We start from the raw sequence: 16,009 nt of genomic DNA on the forward strand, positions 1-16,009 counted from the left end.
GCGCGTTCATGTCGCCCAACCCGCCACAGGACTCCGCACCTCGCTCGATCGTCGTGCGCGTCGGCAGCTGGCTCCTCGCGCCCCTCCTCGGCCTCGCAGCGGTCGGCCTGCAGTACCAGCTCGACGTGCCCAAGGGCGAGATGGTGCCCCGGCCCACGAAGGAAGAGGAGGCTCGGCGCAAGCGGGAGAAGGCCAAGCGCCAGCGCGAGAAGCAAAAGGCCCAGGCGGCGCGCAACCGCGGCTGGCAGGCCCGCCCGGCGGCGCGGATTGAGATCCTGCGCGAGAGCTGGTTCCACCAGCCCATCGAGGACGAGCCCGTCGACAAGGAATTTCGCCGCTACCACGAGACCCTGGTCCGCGCCGCCGTGTCCATCGCCCGGCGCCAGGCCAGCAAGGCGGACGCGCCCCCGCCGGCCCTGCGCATCCAGCCCAGCTGCCACATGATCCGCTGCTCCGTCGACGTGTGCGGCCCGCCCGAGTTCGTCGACGCCGTGTCCGAGTACATCCCCGAGATCTACGGGGGCAGCGGGCCGCTGTGGCACCTGTTCGAGGAGACCGAGGCGCCCCCGGCCAAGACCAAGCCGCTCTCGCCCACGACGACCGTGCGCGAGGACCAGCCCGAGGTCGCGGCCGAGGGCGGCGACCCCACGGCCCCGGGCACGGTCGGGACCGAGCCCGCCGTCGCGCCGCAGCAGCAGCCCGAGGGCTCCAAGCCCCCCAAGGGCGCCGAGCCCAAGCAGGGCGAGGAGCCCGAGCCGGTCTGCCGCCGCTTCCTCGTGTCCTTCGCCGACGACAAGGTCGCCCGCCACGAGCTGCGCTACGGCGAGGACGGCGAGGTCGACTCGCCGATCAAGCCGCGCGTGCCTCCGACCGACCGGCGCAAGCCCCGGGACGACCGGCGCAAGCCGGAGCGCTAGCAGTCGCCCACCCCGGCCGCGCCGGGACCCATGATCCACGAAAGCATCGTCCACGAACTCAGCTGGCGTTGAGCCCGTGGGCGGCTGCCTTTCTCGGTAGGGCATCGGAGAAGTCATCGCGGCTCCTCGCGCCGTGGATTTTCGTCGAGATCGCGGAGCCAAAACGCCGCTGTGGTGGATCCCACCGCAAGTTTTGGCGACAAAGAGCTCGGCGAAAAGACCAAGCGAGGTGTCGTGAGGACTTCTCCGATGTCCTGCTAGTCCTCGCGGCCCCGCTTGATGCGGATCGTCCGGCGCACCTCCTTGGCGAAGCGCCGCTCGTGTCGACGACGCTCGTGCTCGTTGGCCCGGCGGGCCGTGGTCTCGCGCTCGTCGACGAGCCGACGGTAGGCCTCGAGGCGGCGACCCTCGAGGCGTCCTTCGTCCACGGCGGCCCGCACCGCGCAGCCGGGCTCCCCGGCGTGCTGGCAGTCGCCAAAGCGGCAGCCTCGGGCGAGCGCACCGATCTCGGCGAAGGTCTTGTCGACCCCCTCCCCCTCGCCCCACAGCCCGACCTCGCGCAGCCCGGGGGTGTCGATGAGCAAGGCACGCAACCCGTCGCGCTCGGGCAGGGCGACGAGCTCGCGGTGGCTGGTGGTGTGCCGGCCCTTGCCGTGGGCGCTGGAGATCGAGCCCGTCGCCATGGCCCCCTCGCCGCCCGCGAGCTCGCACAGGTAATTGAGCAGGGTCGACTTGCCGACGCCCGACGAGCCGACCAGGGCCAGGGTCGGCGCCCAGCTCGACGCGTCCTCCTCGACCGCTCGAAGGACGCACGCGTCGAGGGCGTCGAGGCCCACGCCCGTAAAGCGATCGACGGCGATCACCGAGACCCCAAGGGCGACCTCGCGCGCGGCCTCGACCCGGCGCGCGCGCGTGGCCTCGTCGACGAGGCCAGCCTTGGTCAACACGACCACCGGCTCGGCCCCGCCCTCGTGGACCAGGCTCAGCCACCGCTCGAGGCGCGTGAGCTTGAAGTCGCGGTCGAGGCTCGAGCAGACCAGCACGCGATCGAGGTTGGCGGCGAGCACTTGCGCCCGCCCCGAGCTGCCCGCCGCGCGGCGGGTCAGGGAGGTCGCGCGCTCGAGCAGCTTGCGGACGACGAAGTCCCCGTCGCGCTCGCCCCCCTTCCCCTTGGTCCGCACGATCGCCCAGTCGCCGACCGCCGGCGCTCGCTTGCGAGCCAGGCGCTTGGGCACGTGGACGTGGAGCTCGACGGCCTCGCCGCCATTGGGGACGGCGAGCACGGTGCAGCCTTGGGCGTCGACGCGGACGACCCGGGCCGGGAGCGATCCGGGCGTGGCGTGGAGCTCGAATTCCTCGGCGAAGCGCGGCGCGAAGCCCAACGCGGCGAGGGTCGAAGGCGCGGAAGATTGAGATGAAGATGGATGGTCGTGCATGGTCCTGACACCGCCCGGGGCTCGAAGCTGGCAGCGCAGCTCCGCGCGGAGGGGGCGACGCGGCGCGGACCCAGACGATCGCCTTGCGATCGCCCTGGAGGGGTCAGCCCCGGACGTGTCGTCGCCCCCACGCAAACTCGAACACGAGGCGTCCGCCGTCGACGGCAGCGCGCCCCTGCGAAGGGAGTCTCGAGCGCGCGCGATGGCTCGCGCGCGCGATGTCAGGCGACCACGGTCATCCGACGGCAATGTGACTCGATCGCCGGGCGGGCGCAAGGGCGAGCTGGCGCGATGGGGCGCCCGTGCTAGTCCTCGCCAAAGCTGCGCCCTGCGAGTTCGCCATGCCACCGCGCCCCATGACCTTGCTGCTGCCCTTCGAGCTGGCCGACCGCTTTAGCTTGCGCGAGCTCCTGGGCTCGGATCGCCGCTACAGCGCGCGCGAGGCCCACCGCCTGCTCGAGCGCTTCTCGCTCAGCGGACCGGAGCGTCGTTTTGCGGTCGCGCTGTTGCGCGCCAAGACCAACCTGTGGCTGTTTCGCTGCAACCAGAGCCAGTTTTGCGGCGACTTCCTGGTGGTCGACATGTCCGGCCCCAAGGCCCTGCGCCGCGTCCACGTCCTCGAGCTCAAGGCCCGCGAGCCGGCTCGGCTGCTGAGCGGCGGCGGCATTCAACTCGCCAACTGGCGCGAGGCCGTGGACGAGGTCGCGCGGGAACACGGCATCCTCGCGGCGGCGTCGGCCCACGCCACCGCGCAGCTCGTGCGCGGTGGTGAAGGCGAGGTCCTCGCCTTCCTCGGGGCGGCCTAGCTCGCGTCCCGAATGCGGCCAAAAGGGCGCGAACGAGCGGAGAACCAGCACACGATCAGTGACTCCCCTGGCCATTGTCGACCGCCCTGGAGCTGAGTCATGCTCTTGGACATGGGTATGGCCAAACCGATCGCGTTTTGGGACTACGACGGATTCGACCCGATCCGCGTGCAGATCCAACTTCGCCACATCGAAGTCGACGCCCTCGAAGCCTACCTCGCGGAGCAGACGATCCAGATGCGCAACTCCGCCGAGGTCGGCAGCAAGGTGTTCATGGTCATCGACGCCCGCGCGGGCATGCGCCCGCCCCCGGAGATCCGCCGCATGCAAGCCGACTGGTTGGCGGAGAACCAGGACAACATGACCAAGAGCGTCATCGGCATCGCCTTCGTCGTCGAGAACCGCATGGTCCGCGGGGCGATGACGGCGATCTTCTGGGTCAGCTCGCCGCCCATCCCCTACAACGTGTTCGGCTCCCTCGAGGAGGCCATGGCCCACGCCGTCGAGACCTGCGACGCCGCCGGCCTGCAGCTCCCGCCCAAGGTCCGCCGCGACCCCGCCGCGCACATCGAGACCCAGCTGAGCCGCTACCTCGCCCGCGCCGGCTAGAGTTCTGCTTTGCCCCCAAGGGAGCTGGGGACCGGGGGCGCTTCGTCGCTACCGCTCCTCCGCTTTGGCTTGGTGGGCAATGGCGCTCGTGCCTTCGCAGGAGCATCGGGTCGCCCCCTGAAGGGGGCGATTCACTCACAGGCTCTGAATCGTGGACATGGGGCAGAGAGGGCGTGGCGTCGACGGCTAAATGGAAAGGGACGGTGAATGAATTCATTCATCGTCCCTGACAATTTGGGCAGAAGTAGGTCGAGCGGGCGAGGGCGCCCTGGCGGCGCATGCAGACCAACTCCCCGCACACGCGGCAGGGTCGGCCGCTGCGCTCGTAGACCCAGCCGCGGCCGTGCGGGTCGTCGAGGGCAAAGCGCGTGCGTCGGGGCGCGCCCGAGGCGAGGTTGGCCCGCATCAACGCCGCGGCGCGCTCGAGCAGGGAGCGGCGCGCCGCCTCGTCGAGCGCGGCCAGGGGCGCGAAGGGGTCGAGGCCCTCGAGGAAGAGCAGCTCCGACTTGTACTCGTTGCCGATGCCCGCGACCACGCGCTGGCGCATGACCGCGTCGCCGAGCTCGACCCCCGGCTCGGCCTCGACCAGGGCCCGCATGCGCGCGAGGGCCTCGTCGAGGTCGGGCTTCGCCGCGAGCAGGTCCGGCCCGAGGCGGGCGAGGACGCGGTGACGCAGCACGCCCCGGGGGCCGAGGAGCTCGAGGGCGTGGGGTCGAAAGCAGGGCACGACCCGCTCGGCCGTGCGCAGCACGATCGGGGCGTCGCGCGGCGGGAGGGCCCAGCGCTCTCGGGGCCGGTAGGTGTGCCACGAGCCGGTCATGCCCATGTGCGACCAGATCGTCAGCGCCAGGGCTGCGCGGCCGCCCGCCTCCACCGCCCCGACCGCCTCGGGATGGGGCGCGCAGCGGATCAGCAAGTTCTTGCCCCGCGCCTCCACGGACTCGACGCGGCGACCGGGGACGCGCCAGGCCTCGCCGTGGGCCAGGGCCACGCCCCGGCGGCCCGACCAGTTCAGCTCGCACCCCGTCAGCTCCCGCCCCGCGAGCACGGCTCGCAAGGTGATCGCGGTGGCGTGGAGCGAGTCGCCCTCGGGCACGCTCGGGATCTAGCAGACCCCGGGGCGGGTCGCCCAGGCTTGGTTCAGCCACGGCCCGGAGGCCCTCACATCATGTCCGTGTCGCCCCAGCTCAGCCGCCAGCTCTCCGGGTGCAAGACCATGGAGCGGTCCACCTCGCAGATGCAGCGGGCGCCGAAGTAGAGCTCCCAGGGCAGCAGGCGCTCGAGGATCGGCAGGTAGGCCTGGCGCAGCAGCAAGGGCCGCTCGGCCGAGCCCGGCGCGGCCATGGCGCTCAAGAACGCGCAGCTGCGCTGTCGAGCCTCGCGCTCGCAGGCGTGCAGCAGGGCCGTGGCCGCCAGGTCCCCGTCGGGGTGGTCGTGATCGATGACCAGCTCCATCAGGAAGGCTCCGGGTCCGTGGGGGCCGGAGGAGAAGGCCATCACCGCGAAGCCGAGCACCCCCGTGGGTCCGTCGACGCGCAGGCGCAGGTAGTCGGACTCGGGGCGCTCGTCGTAGCGCCAGCGCAGGAACTCGAGGTCGCGGATCACGGCGATGCGCTGCTGGTCGCGGCAGCGCAGCCACAGCTTGTCGGCCCAGTCGCCGAAGCCCTCGAAGCTGCGGACCGGCGGGACCGCCCGGCCCCCGCGGGTCGCCGACAGCCGGGCCCCGAGCTCCCCGACCACCCCCGGCGCGCGGGTCAGCGAGCGCGAGGCCAGCGAGATCCACCGGCGCAGCTCGGGCCGCCCCAGGGTCTGGGCGAGGCCGCCGAGGTCGAGGACCTTGGCCAGCACCGGCACGGGCATGATCGACTTCCACCCGAGCTTGTTCTCGAAGCCACGGATCGAGTCGGCGTTGGGGAAGCCGTAGACGAAGGCGAAGCCGCGGTCGGCCATGGCCTTGGTGCAGGCCTCCCCGCTCTCGGCGAACACGCCCCGGCGCTTGAACTCGGGGTGGGTCATGCTGTCGATCGACAGCCCGCCGACGCGGTCCTGACCGAGCGAGCGCAGCCGCCGGGGCGAGACGGCGTACTGCCCGACGAGCAGCTCCTCGGACCAGGCGAGCTTGATGGTCCGCGGCCCGACGGGGTTTTGAGCGAACTCCCACCGCCAGTGGCCGGAGCTCTCGCTCTCGCCCATGGGCTGTCCAAAGCTGCGCTCGTAGAGGGCGACGATCGCCGCCTCATCCCCCGGCGCGTAGTCGCGAATCATCCAAGCTCGACCCTCGACCATGGCGCGTCGAGCCTAGCAGTTTGGACCCGTCGAGCCAGCTCGCAAATCGCAACCGCGATCGCTCTCAGCCGAGACGATCCAAGTGACGCTCGAGCGCCTGGTGGTAGACGGACCAGGTCCGGCGCAGGTGCAGCTCGAAGTTGAAGCGCGTCTCGAAGGCCGTCCGGCCCGCCGACCCCATGCGCGTCCTCGCGGCCGGGTCGGCGAGGAGCTCGCCGAGGACCCGGGTCCACGCCCTGCGATCACCCGGGGGGACCAGCTCACCGTTGACGCCGCGATCGATGGCCTCGTCCACGCCGCCCACCTCGCTCGAGATCACGGGCAAGCCCGCGCGCATGGCCTCGAGGTTGGAGATCGGGAAGCCCTCGTGGCGCGAGCACAGCACGAAGAGCTGGGCCTGGGCGAGGCGCTGGGGCACGTCGTCGCGGGTGCCCAGCAGGTGAACTCGATTCCCCCAGCCTCGCGCCTGGGCCAGCCGCGCCTCGATGGCCGGGCGCAGCGGCCCGTCGCCGATCAGCTCGAGCTCCCAGTCGAGCGCTGGCGAGCGCTCGGCCAGATCGCCGAGGGCGTCGAGCAAGAGCAAGGGCTCCTTGGGCGCCTCGAGCCGAGCGACGCTCACGATCCGCGCCGGCTGCTTCCCGGGGTCGGCCCGGAACGCGCTCGCGGGCTCGAGCTCGGTCACGGCATTGTGAACGGTGAGCACCTGCAGCGGTCGGCCCACGCCCGCGTCGAGGGCCTTGCGGCGATCGTGCTCGGACACCGTGATGATGCAGTCGGCCAGGGGGGCGGTGACGATCTCCATGCCCCGGGCGATGGTCGCCTTCGCCCCTCGCTGCCAGCCGAAGGCCCAGCCGTGGGCGGTGTAGACGTTGGCGACGCCGAGCTGGCGGGCCACGGCGCGGGCGAACCATCCCGCCTTGGTCGAGTGGCTCGAGATCAGCTCGGGGCGAAAGCGCTGGAGCTCGCGGTGGAGCTCGGCGAGGCCGCGCGGGTCTCGGAGGGGATCGATCTCCCGCAGCATGTGGCGCAGGCGGGTGACCCGGACGCCGTCGCGCTCGCACAGCTCGGCGAAGGGCCCGTCGCCGCCAGCGAACACCTCGACCTCGTGGCCCGCCGCGCGCAGACCCACGGCCAGGCCGTGGATGCACACCTGCACGCCGCCGACGCTGTCCGAGCGCGTGACCACGAAGGCCACGCGCCGGGGCCTGTCCGCGGCCGGGTCGCGCTCGCCCACCCGCGGGCTCATGGCGACCCCGCGCTGAACAAGAGCACGCCGGCGAGGGCCAGCATCATCAACATCATCGAGCCGACCACGCCCGCGACCGCGATGATGACCATCTTCTTGGTCTGGTCCTCGCTGCTCGGTCGGGGCGGCCTCGTCCCCTGAGGGGCGTAGGACTGCGCGACGCCGTGGCCCACGCCCGGACCCGCGCCCAGGCCTGCGCCCGCGTCGAGGGCCGCCGCCGTCGCCGGAGCCAGGCCGTTCATGCGCAGCGCCTCGGCGAACACCGGCCCGACCTCCGGGTCTCCCCGCAGCGCCATCGCGGCCGCCATCGCGGCCTGGTTCGCGCCGAGCAGCTCGTGGGCGTGGGCCCGGTAAAGGGCAAACATCAGCCGGTACTGGTGGGCCTCGGGCACGACGTTGGCCGCGGCGCCGACGAGCTCGAGGATCCGCGCCGCGTCGCCTTCGCGGACCAGCACCGAGGCCAGCCCGATGCGATAGCCGCTGTCGAGCACGAGGTCCTCGGCCTCCGGATCGCACAGCTCCATCCACCGCCACGCCGCGCCCAGCTCCCCCGCCCGGGCGGCCGCGCCAGCCAGGTTGACGTAGAGCAAGTGGCGAAAGCCCAGGTCGTGGATCTCCTCGATGGCCCGCTCGAGCACGCCCCGGCGCTCGATGTGCTTGCCCAGCATGCCGTAGCCTTGGTTGAGCATGGTCGCGCACCACCACAGCAGGCGCTCGTGCTCGAAGCTCCGCTGGGCGCGGACCAGAGCCAGGGCCTCACGAAAGCGCTGGCCGAGGGGCTCGAGCACCTGGGCCGAGCGCGTCAGGGCCTCGCAGCCCGGCGGGGGTCGGACGGTCGAGTAGGGGTTGTCGGGCAGGGGTCGCCCGGTGTCCATGCGCAGCTTGGCGATGCGCGCGTCGCCGTGCAGCGCGTGGGCCGTCCGCGCCGACGCCAGCTGACGGCGCCCGACGACCATCTGCGTGCCGCAGTACTCGCAGCGGATCGTCCCGCCCGCCTCGCCCACGCGCAGCGGCGCGCCGCAGCGCTCGCAGCTGAGGACGCGGATTTGGATGTCGAAGGTCGCCTCGGCCATGGCTGTCTGCCCCCGCCGAGCCTAGCAGCCCGTGCGCCAAAGCCTGCTACCCTGTCGGCGTGCGCAACCTGCTGAGCATCGACCTCGAGGACTGGTTTTGCGTGTCCAACTTCGACGCGCTGATCCCCCGCTCCGAGTGGGACGCCCAGCAGTTTCGGGTCGTCGAGAGCACCCGCGCGCTGCTCGAGCTGTTTGACCGCCGCGGGGTCAAGGCCACCTTCTTCGTGCTCGCGTGGGTGGCCGAGCGCGCCCCGGAGCTGATCCGCGAGGTCGCGGCGGCGGGCCACGAGGTCGCCTGCCACGGCTACGGCCACCAGCGCTTGACCCAGCTCGACGCCGAGCGCTTCGACGCCGACCTCGGCAAGGCCCTGACCATCCTCCGCGAGCTGTCCGACGCCCCGGTGGTCGGCTACCGGGCGCCGAGCTTCTCCCTGACCGAGCGCACGCTGTGGGCCATCCCCGTGCTCGAGCGCCACGGGATCCGCTGGGACTCGTCGATCTTCCCCTTCGGCGCGCACCCGGAGTACGGCATCGCCGACGCGCCCCTGACCCCCTACCGCCTCGGCGAGGACCTGGTCGAGCTGCCCATGAGCTGCGTGGAGCTGGCTGGGCGGCGCATGCCCTGCACCGGCGGCGGCTACTTCCGGCTCTACCCCTACCGCCTGAGCGCCGCGCTGATCCGCCGCTGCAACCAGGCCGGGCGCCCCGTGATCTTCTACGCCCACCCCTGGGAGTTCGACCCCGGGCAGCCGCGCATGACCATGCCGCTGCTCAAGCGTCTGCGGCACTACAACCACCTCGACGTGACCCTCGAGCGGCTCGATCGCCTGCTCGTCGAATTCGAGTGGGGGCCGATGGGCGCGTGGGCGGATTCGGTCCGGGATTCTGCGCCGCTGCTCCCGCCTGGTTCCGCGGGCGCACGCGCGAAAGCAGCGTGATGTTCCCGCCCGAATGTGCATTTGCACTCGCCGCCCGGTGACACAGCTCAAGTCGAGACGCGCGCTTTTCGACTCCCGGATACACGTCGGGCGCTGTAGGATGTCCACGCACAGGTATGCCACGGACGACGCTCTACATCGGAGGCCTGCAAGCCGCAGCGGACGACGCGTCCGTCCGTGGGCTCGTCGGTGATTTTGGTGCGATCAGCGAGATTCGGCTGGCGACCCGTGACAACGGCGAGTGCCGCGGCTTCGCCTACGTGACCTTCGAGAGCGACCTCGACGCGGCCAAGGCTCGAGTCGCCCTCGACGGCCGCACCGTGAGCGGGCAGCTGCTGCGCGTGGCCGTCGCGACCTGACTCGAACACACCCGGGGAGACTGCCCCTGGGCGCTCAGGCGCGCTTGCTCAGGCCGCGGATGATTCGAAAGACCCCGTAGACGATCGGCCCCCAGGCGAGCACGGCCCGGCCGTCGATGCCGCCGCCGGCGAAGCTCAGCACGGTCACCAGCACCCCGCCCGCGGCCCACAGCCCGCCGACGAGGAGGTCCTGGGTGGGGTCGTGGGTCGGCCCGAGCTCCATCGGCGGCGCTCCATCTTCGCCCTCGATGACCACCGCCTCGGGCACCTGGTCGGCGAAGGCCGAGCGCGGGAGCGCGAACCAACACAGCCAAAAGAAGGCCGAGCTCGCCAGGGTGACCAGGAACCACAGCTGCTTCATGCTCGGCGTGTCGACCTGCTCCATGACCATCGGCCCGATGAAGATCAACGCCAGATCGACGGCCAGGGCGATGCCCGGGATGGTCAGCGCGCTCGAGTCGGCCCCGCGCTCCTTGGCGTGGGCGAGGATCAGCGCCCCCCCGGCGATCAGCAGGCCTCCGCCGAGGGTCATGTAGACGTCGCGGACGCGATCGATGGCGTCGAGGCCGTCAAAGACGTTGGCCATGAAGGCGAGGTTGATGCCCACCATGAGCAGCAAGTGCAGCCCGAGGCAGCCCGCGGACTGACGCAGGCGGCGGGCGTCGAGGGCCTCGGCCGTCATCCACAGCCCGACGAGCAGCACCAGCCACAGCACCGTGCGCAGGCCGAAGTTGAGCTGGACCAGGGTCGTGAACAGGCTCAGGTCGAGGTCGGTCTGCTCGAACAGGTAGTCGAGAAAAAAGTGGCTGCCCACCTGCCAGCCGAGCGAGACGATCGCCAGGCCGATCCACCCAACCATCAAGGCAGGATTCAGGCGAACCGCTCCGTCGTGGCTGACTCCCGACATGCGCCAACGGTAGCACCGCCGGCGCCGCCCGGCCCGCTCAGCGCCTCGTCGTCGTCGGGGTGTCCCCGCGGTCGTAGGCGCACACCGACTTCTTGTCCCGCTTCTCCCGCGAGTCCCCGCCCTCGTACTCGCTGTCGTCGTGGGACTCGTCGACGGTCTCGCGGACGACGACCTCCTTGACCCCGTCGCCGTCCGTATCCTTGATGGTCCACCGGGTGTCGATCTGCGTCGAGGTCGAGGAGACGTCGGACCAGTGGTAGTAGTAATGGCGCGTCGTGGCGAACTGGATGTGGAGGTCGGTCTTGTCGAGGACGAAGGCCACGGCCGCCTCGGACTGGTCGAGGTTGTCCTCCGAGGGCAGCTCGAAGCCGAAGGTCACGAACACCTCGCTGCGCTCGCCGCCGTCGACGTCGTAGACCTTGAACTTGACCGCGCTGATGTCGTAGCCGCCGAACTCGTCGTAGGTGTCGCCGCCGGCCTCGACGAGGCGCTCGGGGACGCCGCCAGCGCGGCGCTCAGGAGGAAGGAGGGAACTCCAGAGCGCGCGGCGTCGGTCATGGTCGTCTCGGTCAGGGCTTGGGTTTGGGTGGCTGCATCGCCCCCAGGGCGTCGAGGGTCCCGGGCGCGACGAGGCCGGTCATGGCCTCGTACTTGCCCTGGGTCAGCTCGTCGAGGATCGCCTCGTGGGCGAGGGGCTCGACCTCGACGCGCTCGGCCCGGCTCGCGGCCTCGACGGGGATCTCGAACAGGTCCTCGTCGAGCTCGGGGTTGCGGTCGAGGCTGACCAGCTCGACGTTGAACACCGCCCCCTCGTAACGCAGGAACACGCCGGCCTCTTCCCACATGCACAGGTTCTGGGCGGCGATGCGGGTCTGCAGGCAGGACACGCCGTGGACCGTGGCCAGCTCGCCGGGGTTGGCGAGGCGCTCCTTGGCGAGCACGCTCTGCCACTCGCGGATCGCCGCCATGGTGCTCGCCTTTTGATCGTCGGCGAGGGAGTACCAGGCGCTGGCGAAGGTCTCGAGGTGGTTCGAGCGCAGCTCTCCGGGGTCGCCCTTGCGCGCGGTCCAGATGTGGCTGGGGGTCACCAAGGTCGCGCCCTCGCTGATCAGCGGGCGCACGGCCTCCTCGTCGGCCATGGGGTTGTCGATGCCCTGCCAGCGCACCTTCCAGCTCTCGCGCCGGTAGCCGCCGGGCTTCATCTGGATGAGGTAGGTGCCCTCGGCGACCTCGCCCCGGACCTCGTAGCGCAGCTCGAGGCCGGGCGCGCCCTCGGGCAGGGGGTAGACCTCGGCGAGGAACTCGGCGCGGGTCTGGGGCAAGGGCGGCGCGGGCTGCTTCAGCTCGACGGGCGCGCCGGTCCCGGGCTCGGTCTGCTTGCCCTCGCACGCGCCGAGGACCAGCGCGGCGCAGGCCAGCGCGACCGTCGTCGCCCGCGCGCTCATCGCTCGCCTCGCTGGATGCCGAGGAGCTTGAGCTTGCGGTGCAGGTGCGTGCGCTCGATGCCCAGGGCCGAGGCCGTGCGCGAGACGTTCCAGTCGTGCTCGCGCAGGCGGTGGAGGATGAAGGCCCGCTCGACGGCCTCGCGGAAGGCCTTGAGGGGCAGGTCGGACTTCTCGCGCAACAGCTCGTCGAAGGGTCCGTCGCCGATCGCGACCTCCCCCGGGCCCGCGGCCTTGCCCGCGTTCGCGCCGTCGCTGCGCAGCTCCGGGGGCACGTCGTCGAGCTCGAGATCGCCGTCGCTGAGCACGACCATGCGCTCGATGACGTTGCGCAGCTCGCGAACATTCCCGGGCCAGCTGTGCTTGGCCAGGGTGCCCAGGGCCGCGTCGCTGATCAGCCGCGCGGCCAGGCCGTTCTCCTCGCAGGCCTGGCGGATGAAGTGGCGGGCGAGGGCCGGGACGTCGTCGAGGCGCTCGCGCAGCGGCGGCATGCGCAGCGGGACCACGGCCAGGCGGAAGAACAGGTCCTCGCGGAACTCGCCCGCGCCGGCCATCTCCTGCAGGTTGCGGTGGGTCGCGGCCAGCACCCGGACGTCGACCTGGATCGGGGCGTGCCCGCCCACCCGGGTCAGCTCGCCGCTTTGCAGCACGCGCAGGACCTTGGCCTGGGCGTCGAGGTCCATGTCGCCGATCTCGTCGAGGAAGAGCGTGCCCTTGTCGGCGACCTCGAACAGGCCCTTCTTTTGGGCCGTGGCCCCGGTGAAGGCGCCCTTTTCGTGGCCGAACAGCTCGGACTCGATGAGCTCCCGGGGGATCGCCGCGCAGTTGACCTTGACGAAGGCGTGGGCGTGGCGCTCCGAGGCCTCGTGGATGGCCCGGGCGACGAGCTCCTTGCCCGTGCCGCTCTCGCCGGTGATCAGCACCCGCGCCCGGGTCCGGCCGACCTTGGCGACCATGCGCATGAGCTCGACCATGGGCTCGGAGCGCCCGATGATCTCGCCGTAGATGCGGTGGCGCAGCTCCCGGAGCTCGCGCTCGGCCTTGCTCTGGCGCAGGGCGTTGCGGACCGAGACGATCACGCGGTCGCGGCTGAGCGGTTTCTCGAAGAAGTCGAAGGCGCCCAGGCGGGTGGCTCGGACGGCGTCGGCGACCGAAGCGTGGCCGGAGATCATGATCACCGGGACCGGCGGGCGGCCGTCCTCGCCGAGCTCGCCGAGCTTGTCGAGCACCTCGATGCCCGAGAGCCCGCCGAGCATCACGTCCATGATCACGGCGTCGGGCAGGTCGAGGCTGGGGTCGGTGGCCGCGGCGGTCAGCCGCTCGAGGGCCGCCTCGCCGCTGACGGCCTCGTCGACCGTCGCGCCCTCGCCCTCGAGCACCATGCGCAGGGTTCGGCGGATGTTCTTCTCGTCGTCGACGACGAGCACCGTGCCGGCGAAGACGGCCTCGCTGGTCTCGCTCACTCAGCCCTCATCCGTCGAGCCCGAGGGCTTGCCGCCGCCGGCTTGATCCACCGCTTGATCCACAAAGGCCGCCAGGCGCTCGGGGGTGATCGCGTCGACGGGCAGGGTCACCTGCTCGCCAGAGGCGAGGTGCTTGACGGTCAAGGTCTCGTCCTCGATCTCCTGCTTGCCGCAGATCCCGACGAAGCGCGCCTTGACGCCCTCGGCGTCGGCGTAGGCCAGCTGCTTTTTGAGCTTCTTGGTCTTCTCGGGGTAGACCTCGACGTTGAGCCCGGCCAGGCGCAGCTTGGTCGCCAGCTCGAGCACCCGCCCGCCGTCGACGTCCATCCAGCACAGCATCAGGTCCGGGCCGATGGCCAGCTCGTCGAAGTCGCCGCGCTCGTCCTTGACGACGATCAGGCGCTCGAGGCCGAGGCTGAAGCCGACCGCGGGGATGGCCTGCTTGCCGAACATGCCGACGAGGTTGTCGTAGCGCCCGCCGCCGCCGACGGAGCTCGGGAAGTCGGGCACGCGGATCTCGAAGATCGGCCCGGTGTAGTAGCCCAGCCCGCGGGCCAGGGAGGGCGCGAACTCGAGGTGGTCGCCGGCGGGGTTGTAGGCGCACAGGCCCATGAGCGTGCCGAGCTCGTCGATGGCCGCCTTGCCCCGCTCGTCCACGCGCTCGCGCAGGGAGGACAGCAAGGTCGCGTTGTAGACGGCCCCGCTGCCCGGCGGCGGGGTGATCATGTCGAGCAGCTTGGCCCCGGAGCCCGCCTCGATGCCGCGCTGCTCGAGCTCGGTCAGCACGCCCTGCTTGCCGACCTTGTCGAGCTTGTCGACGGCGACCAGGGCCGTGCCCTCGAGGGCCTCGTCGATGCCCGCGGCGCGGATCATCGCGCGCAGCAGCTCGCGGTGGTTGATGAGGACGGTGAAGGCCTCGAAGCCCAGCTCGACGAGGGCCGAGGCGACGGCCGAGCAGACCTCGGCCTCGGCGACCAGGGACTCGGTCCCGATGATGTCGACGTCGCACTGGTAGAACTCGCGGAAGCGGCCGCGGCCGGGGCGATCGGCCCGCCACACCGGCTGGATCTGGTAGCGCTTGAAGAAGCGGGGCAGCTGCCCGTACTGGGCGACGACCCGGGCCAGGGGCACGGTCAGGTCGTAGCGCAGGCCCTGGTCGGCGAGCTCGCCCTCCCGCGCGGGCCGGCCCTCGGCGTGGGCGGCCTCGAGCGGCCGGCGCAGGGCGTCGCGCCGGTGCAGCAGGCGGTACATGAGCTGGTCCCCCTCCTCGCCGTACTTGCCCGTCAAGGTCGACAGGTTCTCGATCGCGGGGGTCTCGAGGGGGGTGAAGCCGTGGGCCTCGTAGGCCTTGACGACGACGTCGATCACGGCGCGGCGACGGACGAGGTCCGCAGGCAGAAAGTCGCGCATGCCGCTCGGCGGCTTGGTGCTGATCTTGCTCATGAACGGGGGGGTGGGTTGGGCGTGGCGGCCCACCTTCGCGGGTGGGCGCGCGCAGCATACCCGGTTGCGACACCCAGTTGGCGCGGACCCCATCCGCGCGGACGATTGACCCCTTGGCGGCAAAAGCGCGACACTCACGCCATGCCTGGGGTCGCGAGGGTCGAGGAGGTCGAGTTCGCCGAGGTCGACGAGCTGTTCGTGATCGCAGATCTGTTGCTGGGTCCGCGCGGGGTGGCCGGCCCGGCGGTCCACCGCGAGAACGCAAACGCGCTCGAGCTCGGGGGCCGCGCGAGCGCGCTGCTCGGCAGCCTCGCCCAGGGCCCGGCTCGAACGCGCACCCTCGTGATCGCTGGTGGCCTGTTCGATCTCCCCGCCGACGCTGCGCTGCGTGGACAGCCCGACGGCCTCGTCGCTCCGGGCTCGGCGAGCGCGGAGGTGCTCGCCGCCCTCGGGGCCTTCGTCGCCGTCCCCGGCCACTCCCTGGTGATTCTGTGCGGTCACCGTGACCTGGCCCTGACCCTGCCCGCGACCCAGCGGTGGCTGCTCGGTGCCCTCGGCTGCGACGCGGCGGCACGCGGGCGCGTGCAGATCGTGCTCGACGGCGCAGGCTGGACCGCGCGGATCGGGGAGCGCCGCGTGCTGGTGGTTCAAGGCGGTGAGGTCGACGAGAGCAACGCCCTCGACCCCGCCGCCCTCGCCCAGCTGCGCCGCGCCGCGACCCGAGGCCTGCCCCTCGCGGGTCCGGCCGCCGAGGCCCTCGGGCCCATGGCGCGGGTCTGCGAGGCCCTGCGCGCGCGCGACCCCTGGCTCGAGCTGCTGCTCCCGGCCACGGCGCGGACCATCCCGCTGCTCTCGGCGTGGTTCCCCGACCAACGCAGCGCCCTCGCGCGGGCCCGCGCCCACACCCGGGCGCCCGCCTCCCTGGGACTGCTCGGCAGCGGCCGAGCGCGGGCGACGAGCGAGGGCGAGGGCGCGAGCGAGGCCGCCAGCCAGGGCGCCCGCGCGCTGCTGTGGCGGGCCAGCCGGTCGACGGCCGCTGGCGTCAACCCGCGGCGCCAACCGATCACCGGGATGCTCGGCGCCT

At 71.9% G+C, this 16,009-nt stretch carries 16 protein-coding genes; 6 read left to right on the plus strand and 10 right to left on the minus strand.

From position 1 onward, the window contains the following. Positions 1-8 precede the first annotated feature (8 nt). Positions 9-917, plus strand: coding sequence for a hypothetical protein (locus PPSIR1_RS31435; protein ID WP_157596161.1), 909 nt, complete (start codon positions 9-11; stop codon positions 915-917). 257 nt (positions 918-1,174) lie between these two features. On the opposite strand, the gene rsgA is transcribed toward PPSIR1_RS31435, so the two are convergent. Continuing rightward, positions 1,175-2,299, minus strand: coding sequence for a ribosome small subunit-dependent GTPase A (gene rsgA / locus PPSIR1_RS31440; protein WP_006975272.1), 1,125 nt, complete (start codon positions 2,297-2,299; stop codon positions 1,175-1,177). Between the two features lie 395 nt (positions 2,300-2,694). Here rsgA and PPSIR1_RS31445 point away from each other — a divergent pair, with 395 nt between their 5' ends. Both PPSIR1_RS31445 and PPSIR1_RS31450 read left to right on the plus strand, forming a co-directional pair. Continuing rightward, the gene (locus tag PPSIR1_RS31445; RefSeq protein ID WP_157596162.1) at positions 2,695-3,159 is read left to right on the plus strand and encodes a hypothetical protein; all 465 of its coding nucleotides are present in this window, start codon (positions 2,695-2,697) and stop codon (positions 3,157-3,159) included. Between the two features lie 117 nt (positions 3,160-3,276). Continuing rightward, entirely contained in the window at positions 3,277-3,768 is a 492-nt protein-coding gene (locus PPSIR1_RS31450; RefSeq protein WP_006975274.1) for a hypothetical protein, read from the plus strand. A 217-nt stretch (positions 3,769-3,985) separates the two neighbouring features. On the opposite strand, the gene PPSIR1_RS31455 is transcribed toward PPSIR1_RS31450, so the two are convergent. From PPSIR1_RS31455 to PPSIR1_RS31470, 4 genes are all read right to left on the minus strand, one after another. Then, positions 3,986-4,864: a DNA-formamidopyrimidine glycosylase family protein gene (locus PPSIR1_RS31455; RefSeq protein ID WP_006975275.1), complete on the minus strand. Its 879-nt coding sequence runs from the start codon at positions 4,862-4,864 to the stop codon at positions 3,986-3,988. A 65-nt stretch (positions 4,865-4,929) separates the two neighbouring features. Then, on the minus strand, positions 4,930-6,033 hold the full coding sequence (locus PPSIR1_RS31460; RefSeq protein WP_198154658.1) for a GNAT family N-acetyltransferase: 1,104 nt from the start codon (positions 6,031-6,033) through the stop codon (positions 4,930-4,932). Between the two features lie 85 nt (positions 6,034-6,118). Further along, positions 6,119-7,300 (minus strand): glycosyltransferase family 4 protein, encoded by a 1,182-nt coding sequence (locus PPSIR1_RS31465; RefSeq protein WP_045117147.1) that lies wholly within the window; start codon positions 7,298-7,300, stop codon positions 6,119-6,121. Further along, positions 7,297-8,373 (minus strand): TFIIB-type zinc ribbon-containing protein, encoded by a 1,077-nt coding sequence (locus PPSIR1_RS31470; RefSeq protein WP_006975278.1) that lies wholly within the window; start codon positions 8,371-8,373, stop codon positions 7,297-7,299. The genes PPSIR1_RS31465 and PPSIR1_RS31470 overlap by 4 nt, the downstream gene beginning before the upstream one ends. 59 nt (positions 8,374-8,432) lie before the next feature. Here PPSIR1_RS31470 and PPSIR1_RS31475 point away from each other — a divergent pair, with 59 nt between their 5' ends. Continuing rightward, entirely contained in the window at positions 8,433-9,311 is an 879-nt protein-coding gene (locus PPSIR1_RS31475; RefSeq protein WP_006975279.1) for an XrtA system polysaccharide deacetylase, read from the plus strand. A gap of 116 nt (positions 9,312-9,427) precedes the next feature. Continuing rightward, a complete protein-coding gene (locus PPSIR1_RS31480; protein WP_006975280.1) occupies positions 9,428-9,670 on the plus strand; it encodes an RNA recognition motif domain-containing protein in 243 nt (80 codons plus the stop codon). A gap of 34 nt (positions 9,671-9,704) precedes the next feature. On the opposite strand, the gene PPSIR1_RS31485 is transcribed toward PPSIR1_RS31480, so the two are convergent. From PPSIR1_RS31485 to hisS, 5 genes are all read right to left on the minus strand, one after another. Next, positions 9,705-10,529 (minus strand): hypothetical protein, encoded by an 825-nt coding sequence (locus PPSIR1_RS31485; RefSeq protein ID WP_006975281.1) that lies wholly within the window; start codon positions 10,527-10,529, stop codon positions 9,705-9,707. 85 nt (positions 10,530-10,614) lie between these two features. Next, positions 10,615-10,962, minus strand: a complete 348-nt coding sequence (locus tag PPSIR1_RS31490) for a hypothetical protein (RefSeq protein WP_006975282.1) — start codon at positions 10,960-10,962, stop codon at positions 10,615-10,617. Positions 10,963-11,146: 184 nt separating this feature from the next. Beyond that, positions 11,147-12,022: a hypothetical protein gene (locus tag PPSIR1_RS31495; RefSeq protein WP_006975283.1), complete on the minus strand. Its 876-nt coding sequence runs from the start codon at positions 12,020-12,022 to the stop codon at positions 11,147-11,149. Continuing rightward, positions 12,019-13,482, minus strand: coding sequence for a sigma-54-dependent transcriptional regulator (locus PPSIR1_RS31500; protein WP_006975284.1), 1,464 nt, complete (start codon positions 13,480-13,482; stop codon positions 12,019-12,021). Before PPSIR1_RS31500 ends, PPSIR1_RS31495 begins: the two co-directional genes overlap by 4 nt. After that, positions 13,483-14,925 carry a histidine--tRNA ligase gene (gene hisS / locus PPSIR1_RS31505; RefSeq protein ID WP_006975285.1) on the minus strand — a complete coding sequence of 481 codons (1,443 nt, stop codon included), beginning with the start codon at positions 14,923-14,925 and terminating at the stop codon, positions 13,483-13,485. Positions 14,926-15,066: 141 nt separating this feature from the next. Between hisS and PPSIR1_RS31510 the strand changes: the two genes are divergently transcribed. Further along, the coding region (locus tag PPSIR1_RS31510) for a hypothetical protein (RefSeq protein ID WP_006975286.1) at positions 15,067-16,009 on the plus strand (943 nt) is incomplete at its 3' end.

It is taken from the genome of Plesiocystis pacifica SIR-1 (assembly GCF_000170895.1).
Classification (GTDB): domain Bacteria; phylum Myxococcota_A; class Polyangia; order Nannocystales; family Nannocystaceae; genus Plesiocystis; species Plesiocystis pacifica.